A 17,484-nucleotide genomic window follows, 5' to 3' on the forward strand; every position below is an offset into this window, starting at 1 on the left:
CCACCCCGTTCCTGGAGCCACAATGACCAACCACCCCGCACCGGCCCTGGACATCGACCTCTTCACCGACGAGGCGATGCTCGACCCGTGGCCGCTGTACCAGCGGATCCGCGACGCCGGACCGGTCTGCTACCTTCCGCGCCTCGGCGTCCACGCGATGGGCCGCCACGCCCAGGTCCGGGCCGCCCTCGGCGACTGGGAGACGTACTCCTCGGCCGGTGGCATCGGCCTCAACGACGTCGCGAACGAGGCCACCCGCGGCCTGATCATCGCGACCGACCCGCCGGAGCACGACCGGCTGCGCGGCGTCCTGGCGGAGCGCCTGTCGCCGCGCGAGATCCGCAGACTCGGCGAGGACATCCGGCGCCGGGCCGCCGAACTGGTCGGCGAACTCGTCGACAGGGGCAGCTTCGACACGGTCACCGACCTCGCCCAGGGCTTCCCGCTGTCCATCGTGCTCGACCTGATCGGACTGCCCCAGGACGGCCGCGACAAGGTCCTGACCTGGGCCGACGCCGCCTTCTCGGCGAGCGGACCCGAGGGCCCGCGCACCGACGCCGCCCTCCCGCTGCTGGAGGACCAGATGGTGTACCTCGCCACCCGGGCCACCCCCGACCAGCTCGCCCCGGGCAGCATGGGCCGGGCGATCTACGAGGCCGCCGAGGCCGGGAAGATCGACCCCGCGTCGTGCGTGCCGCTGATGTCCGCCTACGTCACCGCCGGCCTGGACACCACCATCAACGCGATCAGCAACGCCGTCTGGTACTTCGCGGAGCACCCCGAGCAGTGGGACGCCGTCCGCGCGGACCGCGCGCTGATACCCGGGGCGTTCAACGAGATCCTGCGCATCGAGTCGCCGGTGCAGTTCTTCTGCCGCGTCACCACCCGCGACGTGGACGTGGAGGGCACGGTGCTGCCCGAGGGCTCGCGCGTGATGATGATGTACGCCTCCGCGAACCGGGACGAGCGCCGCTGGCCCGACCCCACCCGGTTCGACGTGCGCCGCGACGCCGCCGAGCACGTCGCCTTCGGCTACGGCATGCACGGCTGCGCCGGCCAGGGCCTCGCCCGGCTGGAGGGCCACTCGATCCTGGAGGCGCTGGCCGACCGGGTGGTCCGGTTCGAGACCGGCACGCCGCAGCGGCGCATCAACCAGTTGATCCGCGGTCTGAGCGCCCTGCCCACCACCGTGCACACGGCCTGAGAGGAGAGGCCGACCATGTTGGCCACGAGATTCAACAAGCCCTTCGACATCACGGTCGAACGCGTCCCGGACCCGCGGGTGGTCGACCCCACCGACGTGACCGTGGAGATCCTGTACTCCGCGATCTGCGGATCGGACCTGTGGACCTTCCGCGGCATCGTCCCGCACGCCCCCGGCGGGATCGGCCACGAGTTCCTGGGACGCGTCCTCGACGTCGGCGCCGCCGTGACCTCGGTCCGGCCGGGCGACCCGGTGATCGCGCCGTTCGTCTTCTCTGAGGGCGACTGCCACCAGTGCCGCAGCGGCCTGCAGCCCCTGTGCGAGCACGCCGGGATCTGGGGCAGGGACTGGGCGGGCGCCCAGGCCCAGGCCATCCGCGTGCCCTACGCGGACGCCACCCTCGTCCCGCTGCCCTGGGCGGCCGACGAACTCGGCACGGAACTGGCCCGGCGGCTGATGCCGCTGTGCGACGTGTACGCCACCGGCACCCACGGCGTGGCCCTCGCGGGCGTCGCCGCCGGTGACACCGTCGTCGTCATCGGCGACGGGGCCGTCGGCATCTCGGCCGCCGCCGCGGCCCGCCGCGCGGGCGCCGGACGCGTGGTACTGCTCGGCGAGCAGCCGGCGCGGCTGGCCGTCGCCGAGGGCTTCGACGTGGAGACGCTGCGGGTCTCCCGCGACGAGTCCCCGGTCGAGCGGGTGCGCGAACTCCTCGGCGGCCGGCTGCCCGACCGGGTGGTGGAGTGCGTCGGCATGCAGTCCGCCTTCGACACCGCGCTGGACGTGGTGGCACCCGGCGGGGGAGTGGGATACGTCGGCGTCCCGCACGGTGTGGACCCGGTCCCGCCGATGCGGATCTTCGGACGCCAGATCCGTCTGTGCGGCGGGGTCGCGCCCGCCCGCCACTACCTCCCCCGACTGGTCGAGGAGGTGCGCACCGGCCGACTCGACCCCTCGCCCCTGATCGACCGGACGCTCGCGCTCGCCGACGCAGCGGCGGGCTACGCGGCGATGGACACCGGAACGGCACTGAAGGTGCTGCTGGACACCACGGGAGGAAACCATGGCCACTGAGCCAGCGGTGATCATCGTCGGCGCCGGGATCGGCGGCCTGACCCTGGCACTGGAACTGCACGACCGGGGCGTCGGGTGCGTCGTCCTGGAGGCCGCCCCGCGACTGGAGCCGCTCGGCGTCGGCATCAACCTGCTGCCGCACGCCACCCGCGGCCTCTCCCGCCTGGGGCTGGAGGACGCGCTGGCGGCGGTCGCGGTGACGACGGCCGAGTCCGCCTTCTTCAACCGCTTCGGCCAGCACGTCCACACCGAGCCGGCCGGCCGCCACGCCGGCTACGCGTGGCCGCAGTTCTCGATCCACCGGGGCGACCTGCAACGGGTCCTCCTGGACGCGGTGCTCGAACGCCTGGGCTCCGACGCGGTCCGCCTCGGTCACCGGGTCGTCTCGGCCTCCCAGGACGCGGACCGCGCGACGGTGCGGATCGAGCACCCGGACGGAACGACCGGTTCCCTCTCCGCCGGCGCGGTCGTCGCCGCCGACGGCGTGCACTCGGCGATCCGCCGCCAGTTCCACCCCGGGTCGGCCACACCCAGGTACACCGGCTGCATGATGTGGCGGGGCACCACCGTGTGGCCGCGGTTCCTGTCCGGGGCGTCGATGGTGCGGGCCGGCTGGCTCGCCACCGGCAAGATGGTGATCTACCCCATCCGCGACGCCGTCGACGACCAGGGACGCCAACTGGTCAACTGGGTCGCCGAGTGCGAGGCGCCCCGGCGCGGCAGGCGAGACTGGAACACCCCCGGGCTCATCGAGGACTTCATCGGGCCGTTCGCGGACTGGCACTTCGACTGGCTCGACGTCCCGGCGATGATCCGCGCGGCCGACGAGGTGCTGGAGTACCCGATGGTGGACCAGGACCCCCTGGACCACTGGACCGAGGGGAGGATCACCCTCCTCGGCGACGCCGCGCACCCGATGGTCCCGCGCGGTTCCAACGGAGCCGCGCAGGCGATCCTCGACGCCGGGGTGCTGGCCGGGGAACTCGCCGGGGGCGACCCGCTCACCGCGCTGCGCCGCTACGAGGAGATCCGCCTCCCGGCGACGGCCCGGGTGGTCCTCGCCAACCGGGCCAACCCGCCGGACGCGATCCTCCGGGAGGTCCACGAGCGCACGGGCGACCGGCCGTTCGAGCGGATCGACGACGTCATCGGCCGGGACGAGATCACCGCCCTGAGCGACGGGTACAAGGTCGTCGCCGGGTTCGACAAGGAGCGGTTGACGCAGTAGGGGCCGGGGTGCGTGCGGCTGCCGTGGGCGGTGTCGGCACCGCGGGTGCCGTGCCCGCTCCCCAACCGAGGGGTGGTGCCGTGCCCGCTCCCCTGCCGAGGGGGCGGGTGCCGTGCCCGTCCCCTCCTGGAGCGTGCCGGTCGCGTCCGTGACCCCGCACGGTCGCTCTCTCCGACCCCGAGGAGGGCGACCGGTCGCGGGCGCGGCCGGCACCGCACACCGCGGCGGTCCGCACCCGCCCCGGGACCCGGGGGGAGGGTGCGGCGGCCCGAAGGGGGCCGGGTGGGAGTCTCGCCGGCCGGCGTTCCGGGACGACGACGCCCGCCGCCACACCCGGCCGAACTCCCCCGACTCCGGCCGCCCTTGGGCGCCGGGACCGGCCGGCTCCCTCCACCACGCCCGCGTCCCCCGTACACGGGCCGCCCGCCCACGCGCCCACGGACCGGGCCGCTTCCGGCACCCACGGGGCCGGGCCCGGTCCGTGACCGGCGCGGACCCGACAGGTCCGTGTCCGGGGCGCCGCCCGGTCCGTTCGGTACCCGGTGACGCACCGCGTCGCGGTCCGGGCGGACGCGCGATCACACCCCGTCCGGTCCGGACGGGGCATCCCTTCAGGAAGCGGCACGCGCCGCTGTCGAACGGAGCGCAGAAATGAACGGATCGCAGTTCACCCCCTGTTGCGCGGGGAGCGCACAGCCCCCTTCCCGGCGGGGCCTGCTCAAGGCGGCCGGTGCGGTCGGCGGCGCCGGTCTGATGGCGCTCGGCGGCTCCGGAACGGCGGTGGCGGCCCCCGGGCCCGCCGGAAACGGAGGCCGCCGGGGCGAGTGGGCCGGTCTGCGCGTGGTGCTGCTCGGCACCGGCGGGGGACCGGTGCCGATGACGGACCGGCAGATGACCTCGCAGGCCGTGGTGGTCGACGGCCGTGCCTATGTGGTCGACTGCGGCAGCGGAGTGGTCCGGCAGCTCTACGCGGCCGGGATCACCCACGCGATGGTGCGGGCCCTGTTCGTCACCCACTTCCACGCGGACCACTTCAGCGACTACCTCCCGATGATCCTCTTCGGACGCCCGATCCCCGGTGTCGGCTACGGCTACCCGGACCGGCTGCACGTCTACGGCCCGCCGTCCCTCGGTCTGCCGCCGGGCACCCCGGCCCCCGGTGTGGAGCTGATCCGGCCGGAGAACCCGCACCCCGGCATGACCGACGTCCACCACGGCATTCTGGAGGGCTTCGCCACCACCACCAACAGCCAGGGCATCGCCAGCCGGATGGGACCGGACATCCGCGACCTCGTGGTGCCGCACGACATCCCGGTCACCGCCCCGGCGTCCCTGCCGGCGCCGCCGAGGACACGGCCGTTCACCGTGTACGAGGACGACCGGGTGCGGGTGAGCGCGACCCTGGTCACCCACTACTGGCCGTTCCCGGCGTTCGGCTTCCGGTTCGACACCGACCACGGCAGCGTGACCTTCTCCGGGGACACCACACCGAGCGCGAACCTGGTGGAACTGGCGCGCGGCACCGACCTGCTCGTCCACGAGGTGATGGACGGCCAGCGCATGATCGACACCGGTACCGCGGAGGACATGGTGCGCGGGCTGCGCGGCTGCCACACCGACATCACCGAGGTCGGCGGCGTGGCCGCCGACGCCGGAGCGAAGCGGCTCGCGCTCTCCCACATCGTCCCGCTGGGCCTCACCTCGCCGACACCCCCGAGGATTCCCGTCGGCCGGTGGCGCTCCCGGGTGGGCCGCGACTACGGCGGCGACCTGGTCCTCGGTGAGGACCTGATGCGGCTGACGGTACGGGGCCGCCGGACCCGCTGACCCCGCGCCCGAGGAGGGCGGAGCGCCCGCCTTTCTCGGGCGGGCGCTCCGCCGTGCCCTCCACGGGGCGGAAGGCCCGCGACCGCGGCTCGCGTCACGGCTGATTGACTCGGGTGAAGTGCGGCAGAACCGCCCGCTCCGTGCCGCCGGAGCCGCGCGGCCCGGGTGATCCGCCCGTGGATCCGCCGCTCCCGGCCCCGGCCCGTGCGCTCCGCCCGGGTGCTCGGGGCCGGGCTGTCAGAAGGTGAGGACGGGCTTGATGGTCGCCCCGCTGCCGGAGTCGGCGAAGGCGTCGTTGATCCGGTCGAAGGGGTACTTCTTGATGAGGGTGTCGAAGGGGAAGCGCCCCTGCTTCCACAGGTCGATGAGCTGGGGGATGAAGACCTGGGGGACCGAGCTGCCCTCGATGACGGTCTTGAAGGTCCATCCCTTGGTGAGGGAGGCGCCGGTCTCGAAGGCGACCTCGGTGCCGGGGGCGGCCGCGCCGACGAGGACGACGGTGCCGCGGATGGCCAGCGCGTCCGCCGCCTGCCGCAGCACCGCGGGCACCGCCGTGGTCTCCAGGGCGTAGTCGACGCCCCGGCCGCCGGTGATCTCCCGGACGCGTTCCACCACGTCGCCGGAGCGACCGTTGACGGTGTGGGTGGCGCCGATGCTCCGGGCCAGGTCGAGGCGGCTGTCGTGCAGGTCGACGGCGACGACCGTGGTGCATCCGGCCACGACGGCGGCCATGATGCCCGCCGCGCCCACGGCTCCGGTGCCGAAGACGACGAGGGAGGAGCCCGCGTGGGGCCGCATCTCGTTGAGGACCGCGCCGGCACCGGTCTGGATGCCGCAGCCCAGCGGGCCGAGGAGGTCCAGGGGCACCTCCGGGTCCACCCCGACCACGCTGCGCACGGCGACGTTGGCATGGGTGGCGAAGGAGGACTGCCCGAAGAACATGGAGGAGACCGGGCCCCGGTCGTCGGAGAGGGCGGTCGAGCCGTCGGGGCGGCGTCCGCCGAAGTTCCGGCCGAACAGGTCCTCGCAGTAGGAGAGGTCCCCGCTCATGCACCGGCGGCACTGGCCGCACGAGTTCGCGGACAGGACGACGTGGTCCCCCTCACGGACGGTGGTGACGGAACTGCCGACGGCCTCGACGACGCCCGCGCCCTCGTGCCCGAGCACGGCGGGCAGCGGGGTCGGATAGACCTGGTCGCGCACGATGGCGTCGGTGTGGCAGACGCCCGTGGCGACCAGCCGCACCCGCACCTCGTCGTGCCGGAGCTCGTCCAGCCGGAGACGGCGCAGCACGAAGGGCTGGCCCTGGGCCGGAGCTACTGCAGCGGTGATGTCCACGATGACTCCTCGGTTCGAACCGGGCGGTGGCCCCTCTCCACCTTGCGTGCTCCGGTGGGTATCCGCCCCCGGAGCCGCCCGCTCCCGCCACGGTGAGCCGCCCGGTACGGTGCCGACGGCCACCGGCCCGGACCCGGACCGGACGGTCGCCGGGGCACGGCGGGAGCGGGCGGCGCCGACCCGGGACGGGACGGCGGCCGTCCTCCCGGAGGCCGCGCGGCCGCCGGCCGGAAATCCCGCCCGTCCCACGTCGCGGCGGATCGCCGGGGCCGGATCGGGGCAGGGCACGACGGCCCTCGCGACCGGACCGGTCGTCACCGGGCGGCGGGGGGTCCGCCGGCCCCGGCCCCGCGTCCGCAGGATGAACCGCTGCGCCCGGGCCGGGCCCGCAGGTCGACGACGCCACCGTCGACGACGGGGCGACCGCGCCCTTCGGCGGCGTCGACGCGTCCGGCACGGGGGGCCGCTTCGGCGGGCCGGGCGCGAACCTCGGCAGGTGCGCCCGGACGCGGTGGGTCACCGTCCGGTCGCGGATCGGGGGCTGCCCCCTTCTGATCCCCGGGCCCGGTCAGGGCAGGATCGAGTCGACGTAGCCGCCGTCGACGCGCAGGGCGCCGCCGGTGGTCGCGGACGCGTGGGGCGAGGCCAGGTAGACGACCATGTGGGCGATCTCCTCGGGCTCGATGAGCCGCTGGATCAGGGACTGCGGACGGTACCTGATCATGAACTCGCGCTGCGCCTCGTCCCAGGGCAGCTCGTCGCCGACCAGCTCACGGACGAAGTCCTCGACGCCGCCGGTGTGCGTCGGACCGGCGATGACGGAGTTGACGGTCACCCCCGTGCCGGCCGCCGCCTTGGCGAAGCCCCGGCCGACCGCGAGCAGCGAGGTCTTGGTCATGCCGTAGTGGATCATCTCGGCAGGGATGACCACGGCCGAGTCGCTGGCGAGGTTCAGCACGCGGCCCCAGCCCCGTTCCGTCATGCCGGGCAGGAGGGCCCGGATCAGCCGGACGGCGGAGAGGACGTTCACCTCGAAGTAGCGGCGCCACTCGGCGTCGTCGATCTCCAGCGGGTCGGCCGAGCCGAAGATCCCGAGGTTGTTGACCAGGATGTCGACCGCCGGGACGGCCTCCAGGACGGCCGCGGTGCCCCGCTCGGTCGTCAGGTCGCCCACGGCGGCGAGGACGTCGGCGCCGCCGGACTCGGCGCGCACCCGGTCCACCGCGTCCGCGACGCGCTCCGCGCCCCGGCCGTTGACGGCGACCCGGGCTCCGGCGCGGGCGAGGCCGACCGCGATGGCGTGTCCGATGCCCTGGGTGGAGCCGGTGACCAGGGCGGTGCGGCCGGATAGATCGATCTGCACGGTGGTTCCTCCTCGTCGGGGGCGGCTGAACGTCCCCCGGTAACGGGGTGCGCGGCTCCGGCTGCCCGCGGCTGCCGCGGTGCGCACGCCGGTGCCGGTGTGCGGCGGGTGCCCGCACGCCCGCCCGGTCAAGCCCCACGCCTGCCCGCCGGCCCATCACCCCCAAACCTCGTCCCGTCGGTCCTGTCGCTCCCGCCGCTCCCGCCGGATGCGCCGGATGTGCTGGACTCGCCGGGCGCCCGCTGGACCCGCCGGACCCGCCCGACGTACCGGACCCGCGAGAACGGGTGGCCGTGCGGCCGGTGCGACGGCCGCGCCGACGGGACCGGCCCGCGGTGTCCTCCCGCCACCGGGGCCGTACGGCCCCCGCCCCGCTCAGGAGGCCGCCGTGGCCCCCTCCGCCCCGCTCCCCGTGTCGTACGCGACCCTCAGCGCCCCGTCGAGTTCCGCGAGGCGTTCCGCCAGCGCCCGGTGGTCGGGGGCGTCGCCGTAGACGATGCCCACGAACGCCTGGGTGCCCTGGCGCCAGTCCACCGGCTGGCCGGGGGACTTGGCGAGTTCCACCCGGCGGACGCCGGGCAGCGCGCGGGCCTCCTTGACACCCGAGACCGAGGAGACGGCGCGGGCGTCCACGGGCGGCGCCAGGAAGCGCTGGTAGGCGACGCGTCCGGCGGCCGGGACGGTGAGCGGGCCGGGCGGGCCGCCGAGCGCGCAGTCGAGCGCGGTGCGCAGCAGCGGGAAGCCCGTGGCGCGGCCCACCACGTCGTTGACGAAGCCGCCGAGCCTGCCGTTGACCTCGATGAGGCGGGGGCCGTCGGCGGTGAGCTTGAACTCGGTGTGGGTGACGCCGCCGCTCACCCCGAGCGCGCGCAGGGCGTCGCCCGTCGCCGCCAGCACCTCCGCGCGGACCGGGGCGGGCAGATCGGCGGGGAAGAACGCGCCGGTCTCCCGGAAGGGCTCCAGCAGCGGGGGTTTGCCGGTGACGCCTATGTGGGTGATCCGTCCGGCGTGCGCCACCGACTCGACGGAGACGTAGTCGCCCCACTGGGGCCCCGCCACGGTGGCGTCCCCGGCCAGGTACTCCTCCAGCACCAGCTCCCGCTCCCCGGCGGCCCGGAGCGCGGTGACGGTGCGCACGCCCTCCTCCTCGGTGCGGACCAGGACGGTGTTGCGGCTGCCCGCGCCCCGGCGGGGCTTGACCACGGCCGGGGCCCCCACGGCGGCCACCGCCTCGCGGACGTCCTCCTCCCCGGCCTCGGCGGGGACGGCGGCGTGACGGGGGGTCGGCAGGCCCGCCCGCGCCAGCCGGGCGCGCTGGCGGTGCTTGTCGACGAGCAGGGCGGCGGTGAGCGGATCGTGGTAGTCCAGGCCGAGCAGCCGGGCCAGCGCGGCCGTCAGCTCCACCGTCAGGTCACTGAAGGTGGTGATGCCGTCGACACCGAGGTCCCGGAGCCGCGCCGCGGTCTCCTCCGGCGGGGTGCCGTCGCCACGGGTCACCACGGTGCCCGTCTCGCGCAGCAGCGGCAGGGCCGGGCGGACACCCTCGGAGGAGGGGTCGCAGACCAGGACCAGGGCACAGCGCCCGGTGGCGGCGACCGCGAGTTCCAGCGGGTTGACCGATCCGTTCTCGTAGACGACCGCGAGACGGCGCTCCATGCGGGGATCCTTTCTGCGGGCCGGGCGGACGCCGCGCCGGGCCGCGGGCGGTGGCCCTGCGGGGCCGCGCGGCGCGCTCCGCCTAGCCGAGGACGTTCCGGACGAGGAAGAAGACGACCACGCCGATCGTGGTGACCAGCAGGAAGTGCTTGATGAACCGGCCCGCGACCAGGGTGGCCACGCCGCCGACGAGGGTGGGCACGGCCCAGTCGCTGTCGCCGCTCTCCCACATCGGGGTCAGCACGGCGGGGAAGACCAGGGCGGCGAGCACCGCGCCCGGCACGTAGGTGAGGGCGCTCTTGACCACGTCGGGCAGCTCCCGGTCCTCGAAGAGGACGAGGGGGACCCAGCGGGTGGCGAACGCGCACAGCGCCATACCGATGATCAGGAGGGTCAGCGTCATCTCACACCGTCTCGGGGTCGTCCGGGGCCGCCGTCGCCCGCCGGCGGCGCTTGTCCCACATCTCGCAGAGCGAGCCGGCCACGGCCCCGCCCAGCGTCGCCACGACGACGTACAGGTTGTACGGCAGCGGATGGGCGGCCAGGGCCAGGGCACCGGCGACCAGGACCGAGATCCAGAGCTTCCAGTGGGTCAGCGTCGCGGCCATCATCGCGATGAACAGCGCCGTCATGGGGAACTCCAGGCTCTCGCCTGCGATGTCCGGCACCGCGCTGCCCAGCGCCATGCCGAGGGCCAGGGAGCTGGTCCAGTTGACGAACATCGCGGCGGCGCTGCCCAGGAAGTACCACTGGCGCTCGCGGACGCCGACCGGCTTCCCGAAGCGCTCGATGACGATGAAGAAGGTGGCGTCCACCAGCCCGAAGGCCAGCAGCGCGCGCCACCGCTGCGGCAGGTCCCGCAGATGCGGCCGGAGCATGATGGCGTAGATCGTCATGCGCAGGCTGAGCACCATGGTGGTGAGCAGGATGACCGGCCACGGCGAGCCGTCGCGCAGCAGTTGGAGACCGGCGAGCATGGCGGTGCCCGAGTTCACGGCCACGCCCATCCCCAGCGTGCCGAGCCAGCCGACGCCGCCCGCGATGCCCGCGGCCCCGGCGACGATGCCCATCGGGAACGCGGCGATCATGAAGGGCGCCATGGCGCGGGCGCCGGCCCACAACTCGCCGCGCGCGCCCGCCGCGGTGCCTGCGGCGGGACCGGCACCGGCGGGGACCGGTGTCTCCTCGTTCACGGCGTCGCTCAACCTCGTACCTCGTCCACGGTCCCGTCCTCTTCGCGTGCGGTCGTCACTGTGCAGTTCTACAGGAGGACCGGACGCGGTCGGGCGGCAATCCGGCCACCCAGCAAGGGCGCCACCTCGGCCCGCAGTTCGGACGGGGACCCCAGCCACGTCGACTCGACGGCGGCCCGCCGGTAGAAGAGCTGCGCGTCGCTGTCCTCCGTCATGCCGTGCGCCCCGTGGATCTGCATGGCCTCGGTGGCCGTGCGCCGGGCGGCCTCGGCGGCCATCGCCAGGGCCTGCGCGGCCGACAGCCGGACGGCCCCGGCGCCGACGTCGTCCGGGCGGTCGGCCTCCCAGGCCGCCGCGCGCACCACCAGCCCCACGGCGTCCAGCCGGGCGGCCAGCTCGGCCAGCCGGAACGCCGGCGCCTGCTGGTGGCCCAGAGGACGGCCGAACTGCCGCCGCTCCCGGGCGCGTTCGACCGAGATCCGCAGGGCGCCCCGGCCCAGGCCGGTGAGCAGCGCCGCGTGCCGGACGCGCGCGCCGTCGAGGACGGTGCGCCAGAGCGCGGCGGGGTCCTCGCCCAGGTCGAGCCAGGCGGTCACCGGCGTGTCCGCGAGGTCCAGCGCGTACAGCTCGCCCCGGCCCAGTTCCTCGTGGCGGCGGCGGACGAGTCCGGGGGCCCCGGGGTCGACCAGGGCCGCGTGGAGCGCCCCGTCCGCGTCGGTGCCCAGCACCAGCAGGTGGTCCGCCTCCCCGGCGAACGGGACGAAGGCGCGCGCCCCGGTCAGGGTGCCCCGGAGGCGGTCCGCGGTGAGCGGGGCCGGGACCGCGGTGGTGGCGCCACCGGGTGTGTCGGAGCGGACGGCGAGGGCGACGGTCACGCCCTCCCCGATCCGCCGGAGCAGGCCGAGGTGGGCGTCGCCGCACCGGGCGAGCAGCGCGGCGGCGGTCAGGGTGTCCGGGAGCAGCCCCTGGTAGAGGACCTCGCCGAGCCGCTCGGCCACGACGGCCAGGGCCTCCTGGCCGAGCCCGTCGCCCCCGGCCGCGGCGGGCAGCGGCAGCCGGGGCACGCCGAGTCCGGTCAGTCCCTCGTGGACCATGGCCCGCACCTCCCGCTCGCCCCCGGCGCCGGAGTGCGGGGAGCGGTAGGCCATGCGGCGCACCAGCGGGGCGATCTCCTCGTCCAGGAAGGCGGTGAGGGCGTCGTCGAGGGCGAGCTGTGCGGTGCTCGGTGCTGTCTTCAAGGCGGCTGGGCTTTCTGCGAGAGGGGCGGGCCGGGACCGGCGTCAGGCCAGCAGGCCGAGGCCGGTGGAGGCGATGAGCGCGAGCATGACCTCGGAGGTGCCGGAGGCCAGGGTGAGCCCCACCGCCTCCCGGTAGGCCGCCTCGCCGATGCCGTGCAGCGCGGCCCGGCCGTCGTGCCGGTCGAGCACCCCCGGCAGGCCGGTGAGGTCCAGCGCGGTGTGGGCCACCTCCTTGCCGACCTCGGAGGTGAGCAGCTTGGCCATGGCGTTGTGCACCTCGTCGCTGCGGTCGGCGGCGAGTTCTCCGACGGACCGCCAGGACAGCAGCCGCGCGGCCCGCACCCAGGCCTCCAGCTCCACCAGCCGGGGGCCGTGCACGGGGTGCTCCAGCAGGCCGGTCCCGGCGGCGTGCCGCAGCAGCACGTCGAACCAGCGGGCCGCCTTCGCCTCGAACTCCACGCCGGTGCGTTCGAGGCCCAGGACGTGGTTGATGACCTCCCAGCCGCCGTCCACCTCGCCGACCACGTCGTCGGGGGTGACCCGGACACCGGCGAGGGTGATGTCGCCGAACCGCTCGTCCCCCAGGTTCCACAGCGGGTCCACCAGGACGCCGGGGGTCCTCAGCGGCAGCGCGAACAGGGTGATGCCGTGGTACTTGACGTCGGACTCGCTGGTCCGGGCGGCGCACAGGGCGAAGTCGGCGAGGTGGGACTTCATGCTGTAGACCTTGCGGCCGCGCAGCCGCCAGCCGTCCCCGTCCCGCTCGGCCCGGGTCTCCAGCGCCGCCAGGTCCGAGCCCACGCCGGGCTCGCTGAACAGGACGGAGGCGGCGCCCTCGCCCCGGGCGATCCCGGGCAGCAGGCGCTCGCGCTGGCCCTCGGTGCCGTGCGTCAGCAGGGCGAGCCCGACGATGTCGATGCTCAGGGTGTGCACGATGTCGGGCACGCCGTGCCCGATCAGCTCCTCCGTCACGATGGTCTTCTGCTGGAGGGTGCCGCCCAGACCGCCGTACTCCTTCGGCCAGTTGACGGCCAGGTAGCCGCGCTCGCCGAGCCTGCGGTAGGCGTCCAGCAGACCCGGTTCCGCGTCCCGCCGGGCGCGGACCGCGGCGACCTCGGCCCGCACCTCCTCCCGGCAGAGCAGGGCGCAGACCTCCTCGCGGAACGCGCGGTCCTCGGGGGTGTCCTGGAGTTCCACGCTCAGCTCCTCGCGTCCAGCACCCGGCGCACGGTGTCCGCGAGGACCTCGACGCGGGGGTGCTGGAGCATCGTGTAGTGGTTGCCGGGGACCGGGAGGTGCTCGACGTCCCCGGTGGCCAGCGCGCGCCAGCGGTCGACGGGGACGTTGTCCTCGTCGGCGGCCGTCAGCAGGGTCAGCGGCGCGTCCAGCGGGCGGGCCGGATGCCGCAGGACCGCGCGGGTGGTGGCGAGGAACACCCGCATACGGGCGCGGAGTTCGTCGCGCACGCCCTCGGGGACCAGCCCGGCGCCCTCCAGCAGTTCCGTCACACGGACGAGCCGGTCCTCCGGGGACAGGGCCCGCAGCGCCGCGAGGCCGAGCGCCGGGGCGGGCCGTTCGCGCAGGCCCGCCAGGTCGTGGACGAAGGACCGCAGCAGCTCGGCCTCGTCCGGCGGGGCCCCGGAACCGGCCGGGTCCCCTCCGGGCAGCGAGGTGTCGAACAGCAGCAGCGCGCCGACCTCCTGGCCGGCCTCGCGGAGCTGGACGGCCATCTCCGCGGCGATGGCACCGCCCACCGACCAGCCGCCCAGGTGGTACGGGCCGGCGGGCTGCGCCGCGCGGACGGCGGCCACGTAGCGGCGGGCGTAGTCGGTCAGCCGCTCGGGCGGGGCGCCGCCGTCCAGGCCGGGCGCCTCCAGCCCGTAGAACGGCTGGTCCGGGCCGAGCAGCCGGGCGAGCGGGATGTACGGGACGACGGCCCCGCCCGCCGGGTGGACGCAGAAGAGGGCGGGGCGGGTGCCGCCCTCGCGGGGCGGGGTGATCGGCACGAGGGGCGCGGTGGGGTCCCCGGCGGCGTCGGGGGCCCCACCGCCGTGCGGGCCTCCGGAGGCCGGGGCGTCCGGCCGGGCGAGCTCCTCGTCGATCAGCGCGGCGATGCCGCGGACGGTCGGCGCGAGGTAGAGGCGGCGGACCTCCGGCGAGGTGCCGAACTCCTGGCGGATGGCGGTGGTGAGCCGGACGAGGTTGAGCGAGTTGCCGCCGAGCGCGAAGAAGCTGTCGTGCGCGCCGACGGGCCCGGGTACGTCCAGCAGCTCGGTCCAGAGCCGGGCGAGGACCCGCTCGGTGGGCGTGGCCGGAGGGGTGCGGACCGCCTGCCCGGTGGCCCCGCCCGGCTCCGGCAGCCGCTTGAGGTCGACCTTGCCGTTGGGGGTCAGCGGCAGCGCCTCCAGCACGGTCACCACGGACGGCACCATGTGCAGCGGCAGCGTCGCGGCGAGGTCCTGCCGTACGCGCTCGCCGTCCAGCGGGCCGTCGGCGGACGCGGCGGGCTCGGCGACCGCGTAGGCGGCCAGCCGGGCCCGCGGGGTTCCGGCGTGCTGGACCGTCACCACGCCCTGGCGGACGGCCGGGTGGTGGGTGAGGGCGTGCTCGACCTCGCCCAGTTCGATGCGCAGACCGCGGATCTTGACCTGGCGGTCCGCGCGGCCGAGGAACTCCAGGTTGCCGTCCGGCCGCCAGCGCACCACGTCGCCGGTGCGGTACATGCGCTCGCCCGGCTCGGCGGCGTACGGGTCCGGCAGGAACCGGTCGGCGGTCAGGTCGGGGCGGCCGAGGTAGCCGCGGGCGAGGCCGGTGCCCGCGACGTACAACTCGCCGGGGACGCCGACGGGCACCGGGCGCAGCGTCCCGTCCAGCACGTAGGCGCGGTGGTTGGCCATGGCCCGGCCGATGGGCGGGGCGCTGGTGAGCCCCTCGGGCGGGCAGAGGTAGTCCACGCAGGCGACGGTGGCCTCGGTGGGCCCGTAGCCGTTGTGGAACTCCCTGCCGGGGGCGCTCCAGCGGTTGACCAGCTCGGCGGGGAACGCCTCCAGGCCGACGAAGAGCACCCTGAGGTCCGTCAGCGGTCCGGCGTCCAGCAGGCGCAGCACCGCGGGCGGCACGTCGGCGACGGTCACCCGCTGTTCGGCCATCAGCCGCTGGAGGGCGTCGGGGTCGAGCAGTTCGGCGCGGGGCGCCCCGATCACGCAGGCACCGGAGCCCAGCGCGGCGTAGAAGTCGAAGACGCTGACGTCGAAGGCCGGGTTGGCGAACTGGAGCAGCCGGTCGTCCGGGGTGATCTTGAACAGGTCGCGGACGCCGACGACGAAGTCCACCACCGCCCGGTGGGAGATCAGCACGCCCTTCGGACGGCCGGTGGAGCCGGAGGTGTGGATGACGTACGCGAGGTGGTCGGGGCGCACGCCCGTCTCCGGCGGCACCTCCGGGTACCGCGCCAGCTCGGCGTCCGCCCCCTCGTCGTCGGCGTACCAGCGCTCCTGGCCGGAGGGGAGCAGATGGGCCAGGTCACGGGTGGTGACGACGGTGCGGGCGCCGGCGTCCGCGAGCTGGTGGGCGATGCGGTCGGCGGGGTTCTGGGGGTCGATCGGCAGCCAGGCGGAGCCCGCCTTGAGGATCGCGAGCTGGGCCACCGGCAGGTCGGTGCCGCGGTCCAGCAGGACGCCGACGATCCGGTCCGGCCCGGCCCCCCAGCGGTCGCGCAGGAGGTGGGCGAGGCGGTTGGCGGTGCGGTCGAGACGGCCGTAGGCGAGTTCCCGCCCGGCGAACCGCATGGCGGGCGCGGCGGGCCGCTCGGCGGCGTGCGCGGCGACGAGTTCGTGCAGCAGGGCGGGGGGCGCCGGGGCGGGCGGCGGGTTCCAGCCGTGCAGCACGAGGTCCCGTTCCCCGGCCGTGAGCACGTCGAACTCGGCGGCACGGGTTGCGGGTTCGGCCACCGCCCGGGTCAGCACCGAACGGAAGTGCCCCACCAGGCGCTCCATCCGGTCCCGGTCGAACAGGTCGGTGGCGTACTCGATCCACACGTCGAGCCCGGCCTCCCCCCGGTCGGTGACCTGGAAGGCGAGGTCGAAGCGGGAGGTGCCCAGGTGCACGGGGCGTTCCTCGACGGTCAGCCCGGCGAACTCGAAGGCGCCGACGATGCCTTCGGTGAGCAGGGTGAAGCTGATCTGGAACAGCGGGTTGCGGCTGGGGTCGCGCTCGGGGCGCAACTCCTGCACGAGGCTGCCGAAGGGCAGGTCCTGGTGCTCCAGGGCGTCCAGCACGGTGGAGTTGACCCGGGCGACCAGACCGGTGAACGAGGGGTCGCCGGACACGTCGGCGCGCAGCACCAGGGTGTTGGCGAAGAAGCCGACCAGCGGCTCCAGTTCATCACGGGTACGGCCGCTGAGGACGGAGCCGAAGGCGAGTTCGGACTGCCCCGTGCAGCGGGCGACGACCACGGAGAAGGCGGAGAGCAGCACCGACAGCAGCGAGGCGCGCTCCCGGGCGGCCAGGTCCCGCAGGGCCGCGCCGAGCCCGGCGGGCAGGGTGCACTCCAGGGTGGCCCCGGCGCCCGAGGGCTGGGGCGGGCGGGGCCGGTCGGTGGGGAAGTCCGTGGTGGGCAGCCCGGCCAGCGCCTCGCGCCAGTGGCCGGTCTCCCGCTCCCGTGCCGGGCCGGTCAGCCACCGCTGCTGCCAGGCGGCGACGTCCGCGGGCTGCAACGGAGCCTCGGGCAGCCCGGCGGCGGTACCGGTGAGGTGCGCGCGGTACAGCACGGCGAGTTCCCGGGTGATCCGGCCGGTCGACCAGCCGTCGGTGACGATGTGGTGGCTGACCAGCAGCAGGACGTGGTCGTCGGGGGCGGTCCGGAACAGGGTGGAGCGCAGGAGCGGGCCGGTCTCCAGGTCGAACGGGGCGCGGGCCGCCTCGTCCACCAGACGGGACAGCTCCGCCTCGGGGTCCGGGCCCGGCACCTCGACCACCGGCAGGGGCCAGGCGGAGGGGGCGGGGTCCACCGTCTGGAAGGGCACCCCGCGCTCACTGCCGAACCGGGTGCGCAGGCTCTCGTGCCGGGCCGCCAGCGCGGTCAGGGCCGAGCCCAGCGCGGCCGGGTCCAGGGCGCCGCGCAGCCGCAGCGCGAACGGCACGTTGTAGACCGGCAGCCCGGGCTGGAGCTGGTGCAGGAACCAGAGGTAGCGCTGCTGTTCGGAGACGGCGAGCGTGCCGTCCCTGGGCACCGGGACGATCCGGTCCCGCTGCTCCTGGAGGGCCCGCTGCTGCCGCCGTCCGATCTCCAGCAGCCTGCGCTTGACGTCGGAGAGGCCGTCGCCGTCCGTGGTGCCGCGTGCTGTGTCCGCCATGTCCCTCGT

Annotated in this window: 12 protein-coding genes; 4 read left to right on the forward strand and 8 right to left on the reverse strand. The window is 75.2% G+C overall.

All coding sequences use genetic code 11. The features are described 5' to 3' along the window. Positions 1-22 precede the first annotated feature (22 nt). From ACZ7LB_RS11135 to ACZ7LB_RS11150, 4 genes are all read left to right on the forward strand, one after another. Positions 23-1,204 carry a cytochrome P450 gene (locus ACZ7LB_RS11135; protein WP_471467115.1) on the forward strand — a complete coding sequence of 394 codons (1,182 nt, stop codon included), beginning with the start codon at positions 23-25 and terminating at the stop codon, positions 1,202-1,204. A gap of 15 nt (positions 1,205-1,219) precedes the next feature. Beyond that, positions 1,220-2,278, forward strand: a complete 1,059-nt coding sequence (locus ACZ7LB_RS11140) for an alcohol dehydrogenase catalytic domain-containing protein (RefSeq protein WP_471467116.1) — start codon at positions 1,220-1,222, stop codon at positions 2,276-2,278. Then, the gene (locus ACZ7LB_RS11145; protein ID WP_471467118.1) at positions 2,268-3,506 is read left to right on the forward strand and encodes a flavin-dependent oxidoreductase; all 1,239 of its coding nucleotides are present in this window, start codon (positions 2,268-2,270) and stop codon (positions 3,504-3,506) included. The genes ACZ7LB_RS11140 and ACZ7LB_RS11145 overlap by 11 nt, the downstream gene beginning before the upstream one ends. A gap of 651 nt (positions 3,507-4,157) precedes the next feature. After that, the gene (locus ACZ7LB_RS11150; protein ID WP_471467120.1) at positions 4,158-5,333 is read left to right on the forward strand and encodes an MBL fold metallo-hydrolase; all 1,176 of its coding nucleotides are present in this window, start codon (positions 4,158-4,160) and stop codon (positions 5,331-5,333) included. A gap of 237 nt (positions 5,334-5,570) precedes the next feature. Here ACZ7LB_RS11150 and ACZ7LB_RS11155 read toward each other — a convergent pair whose 3' ends face one another. From ACZ7LB_RS11155 to ACZ7LB_RS11190, 8 genes are all read right to left on the reverse strand, one after another. Then, positions 5,571-6,671: an NAD(P)-dependent alcohol dehydrogenase gene (locus ACZ7LB_RS11155; RefSeq protein WP_471467121.1), complete on the reverse strand. Its 1,101-nt coding sequence runs from the start codon at positions 6,669-6,671 to the stop codon at positions 5,571-5,573. 568 nt (positions 6,672-7,239) lie between these two features. Next, entirely contained in the window at positions 7,240-8,034 is a 795-nt protein-coding gene (locus ACZ7LB_RS11160; protein WP_471467123.1) for an SDR family NAD(P)-dependent oxidoreductase, read from the reverse strand. 375 nt (positions 8,035-8,409) lie between these two features. After that, positions 8,410-9,690: an ATP-grasp domain-containing protein gene (locus ACZ7LB_RS11165; RefSeq protein WP_471467125.1), complete on the reverse strand. Its 1,281-nt coding sequence runs from the start codon at positions 9,688-9,690 to the stop codon at positions 8,410-8,412. Between the two features lie 82 nt (positions 9,691-9,772). Beyond that, positions 9,773-10,093: an AzlD domain-containing protein gene (locus ACZ7LB_RS11170; RefSeq protein ID WP_471467127.1), complete on the reverse strand. Its 321-nt coding sequence runs from the start codon at positions 10,091-10,093 to the stop codon at positions 9,773-9,775. 1 nt (position 10,094) lies between these two features. Then, the gene (locus ACZ7LB_RS11175; RefSeq protein WP_471467129.1) at positions 10,095-10,895 is read right to left on the reverse strand and encodes an AzlC family ABC transporter permease; all 801 of its coding nucleotides are present in this window, start codon (positions 10,893-10,895) and stop codon (positions 10,095-10,097) included. A gap of 56 nt (positions 10,896-10,951) precedes the next feature. Continuing rightward, on the reverse strand, positions 10,952-12,121 hold the full coding sequence (locus tag ACZ7LB_RS11180) for an acyl-CoA dehydrogenase family protein (protein ID WP_471467131.1): 1,170 nt from the start codon (positions 12,119-12,121) through the stop codon (positions 10,952-10,954). A gap of 42 nt (positions 12,122-12,163) precedes the next feature. Then, complete coding sequence (locus tag ACZ7LB_RS11185) at positions 12,164-13,318, reverse strand: acyl-CoA dehydrogenase family protein (RefSeq protein ID WP_471467132.1); 1,155 nt, start codon at positions 13,316-13,318, stop codon at positions 12,164-12,166. Between the two features lie 2 nt (positions 13,319-13,320). After that, positions 13,321-17,475, reverse strand: coding sequence for a non-ribosomal peptide synthetase (locus ACZ7LB_RS11190; protein WP_471467133.1), 4,155 nt, complete (start codon positions 17,473-17,475; stop codon positions 13,321-13,323). Positions 17,476-17,484 lie beyond the last annotated feature (9 nt).

Source organism: Streptomyces sp. NPDC107521 (assembly GCF_055598485.1).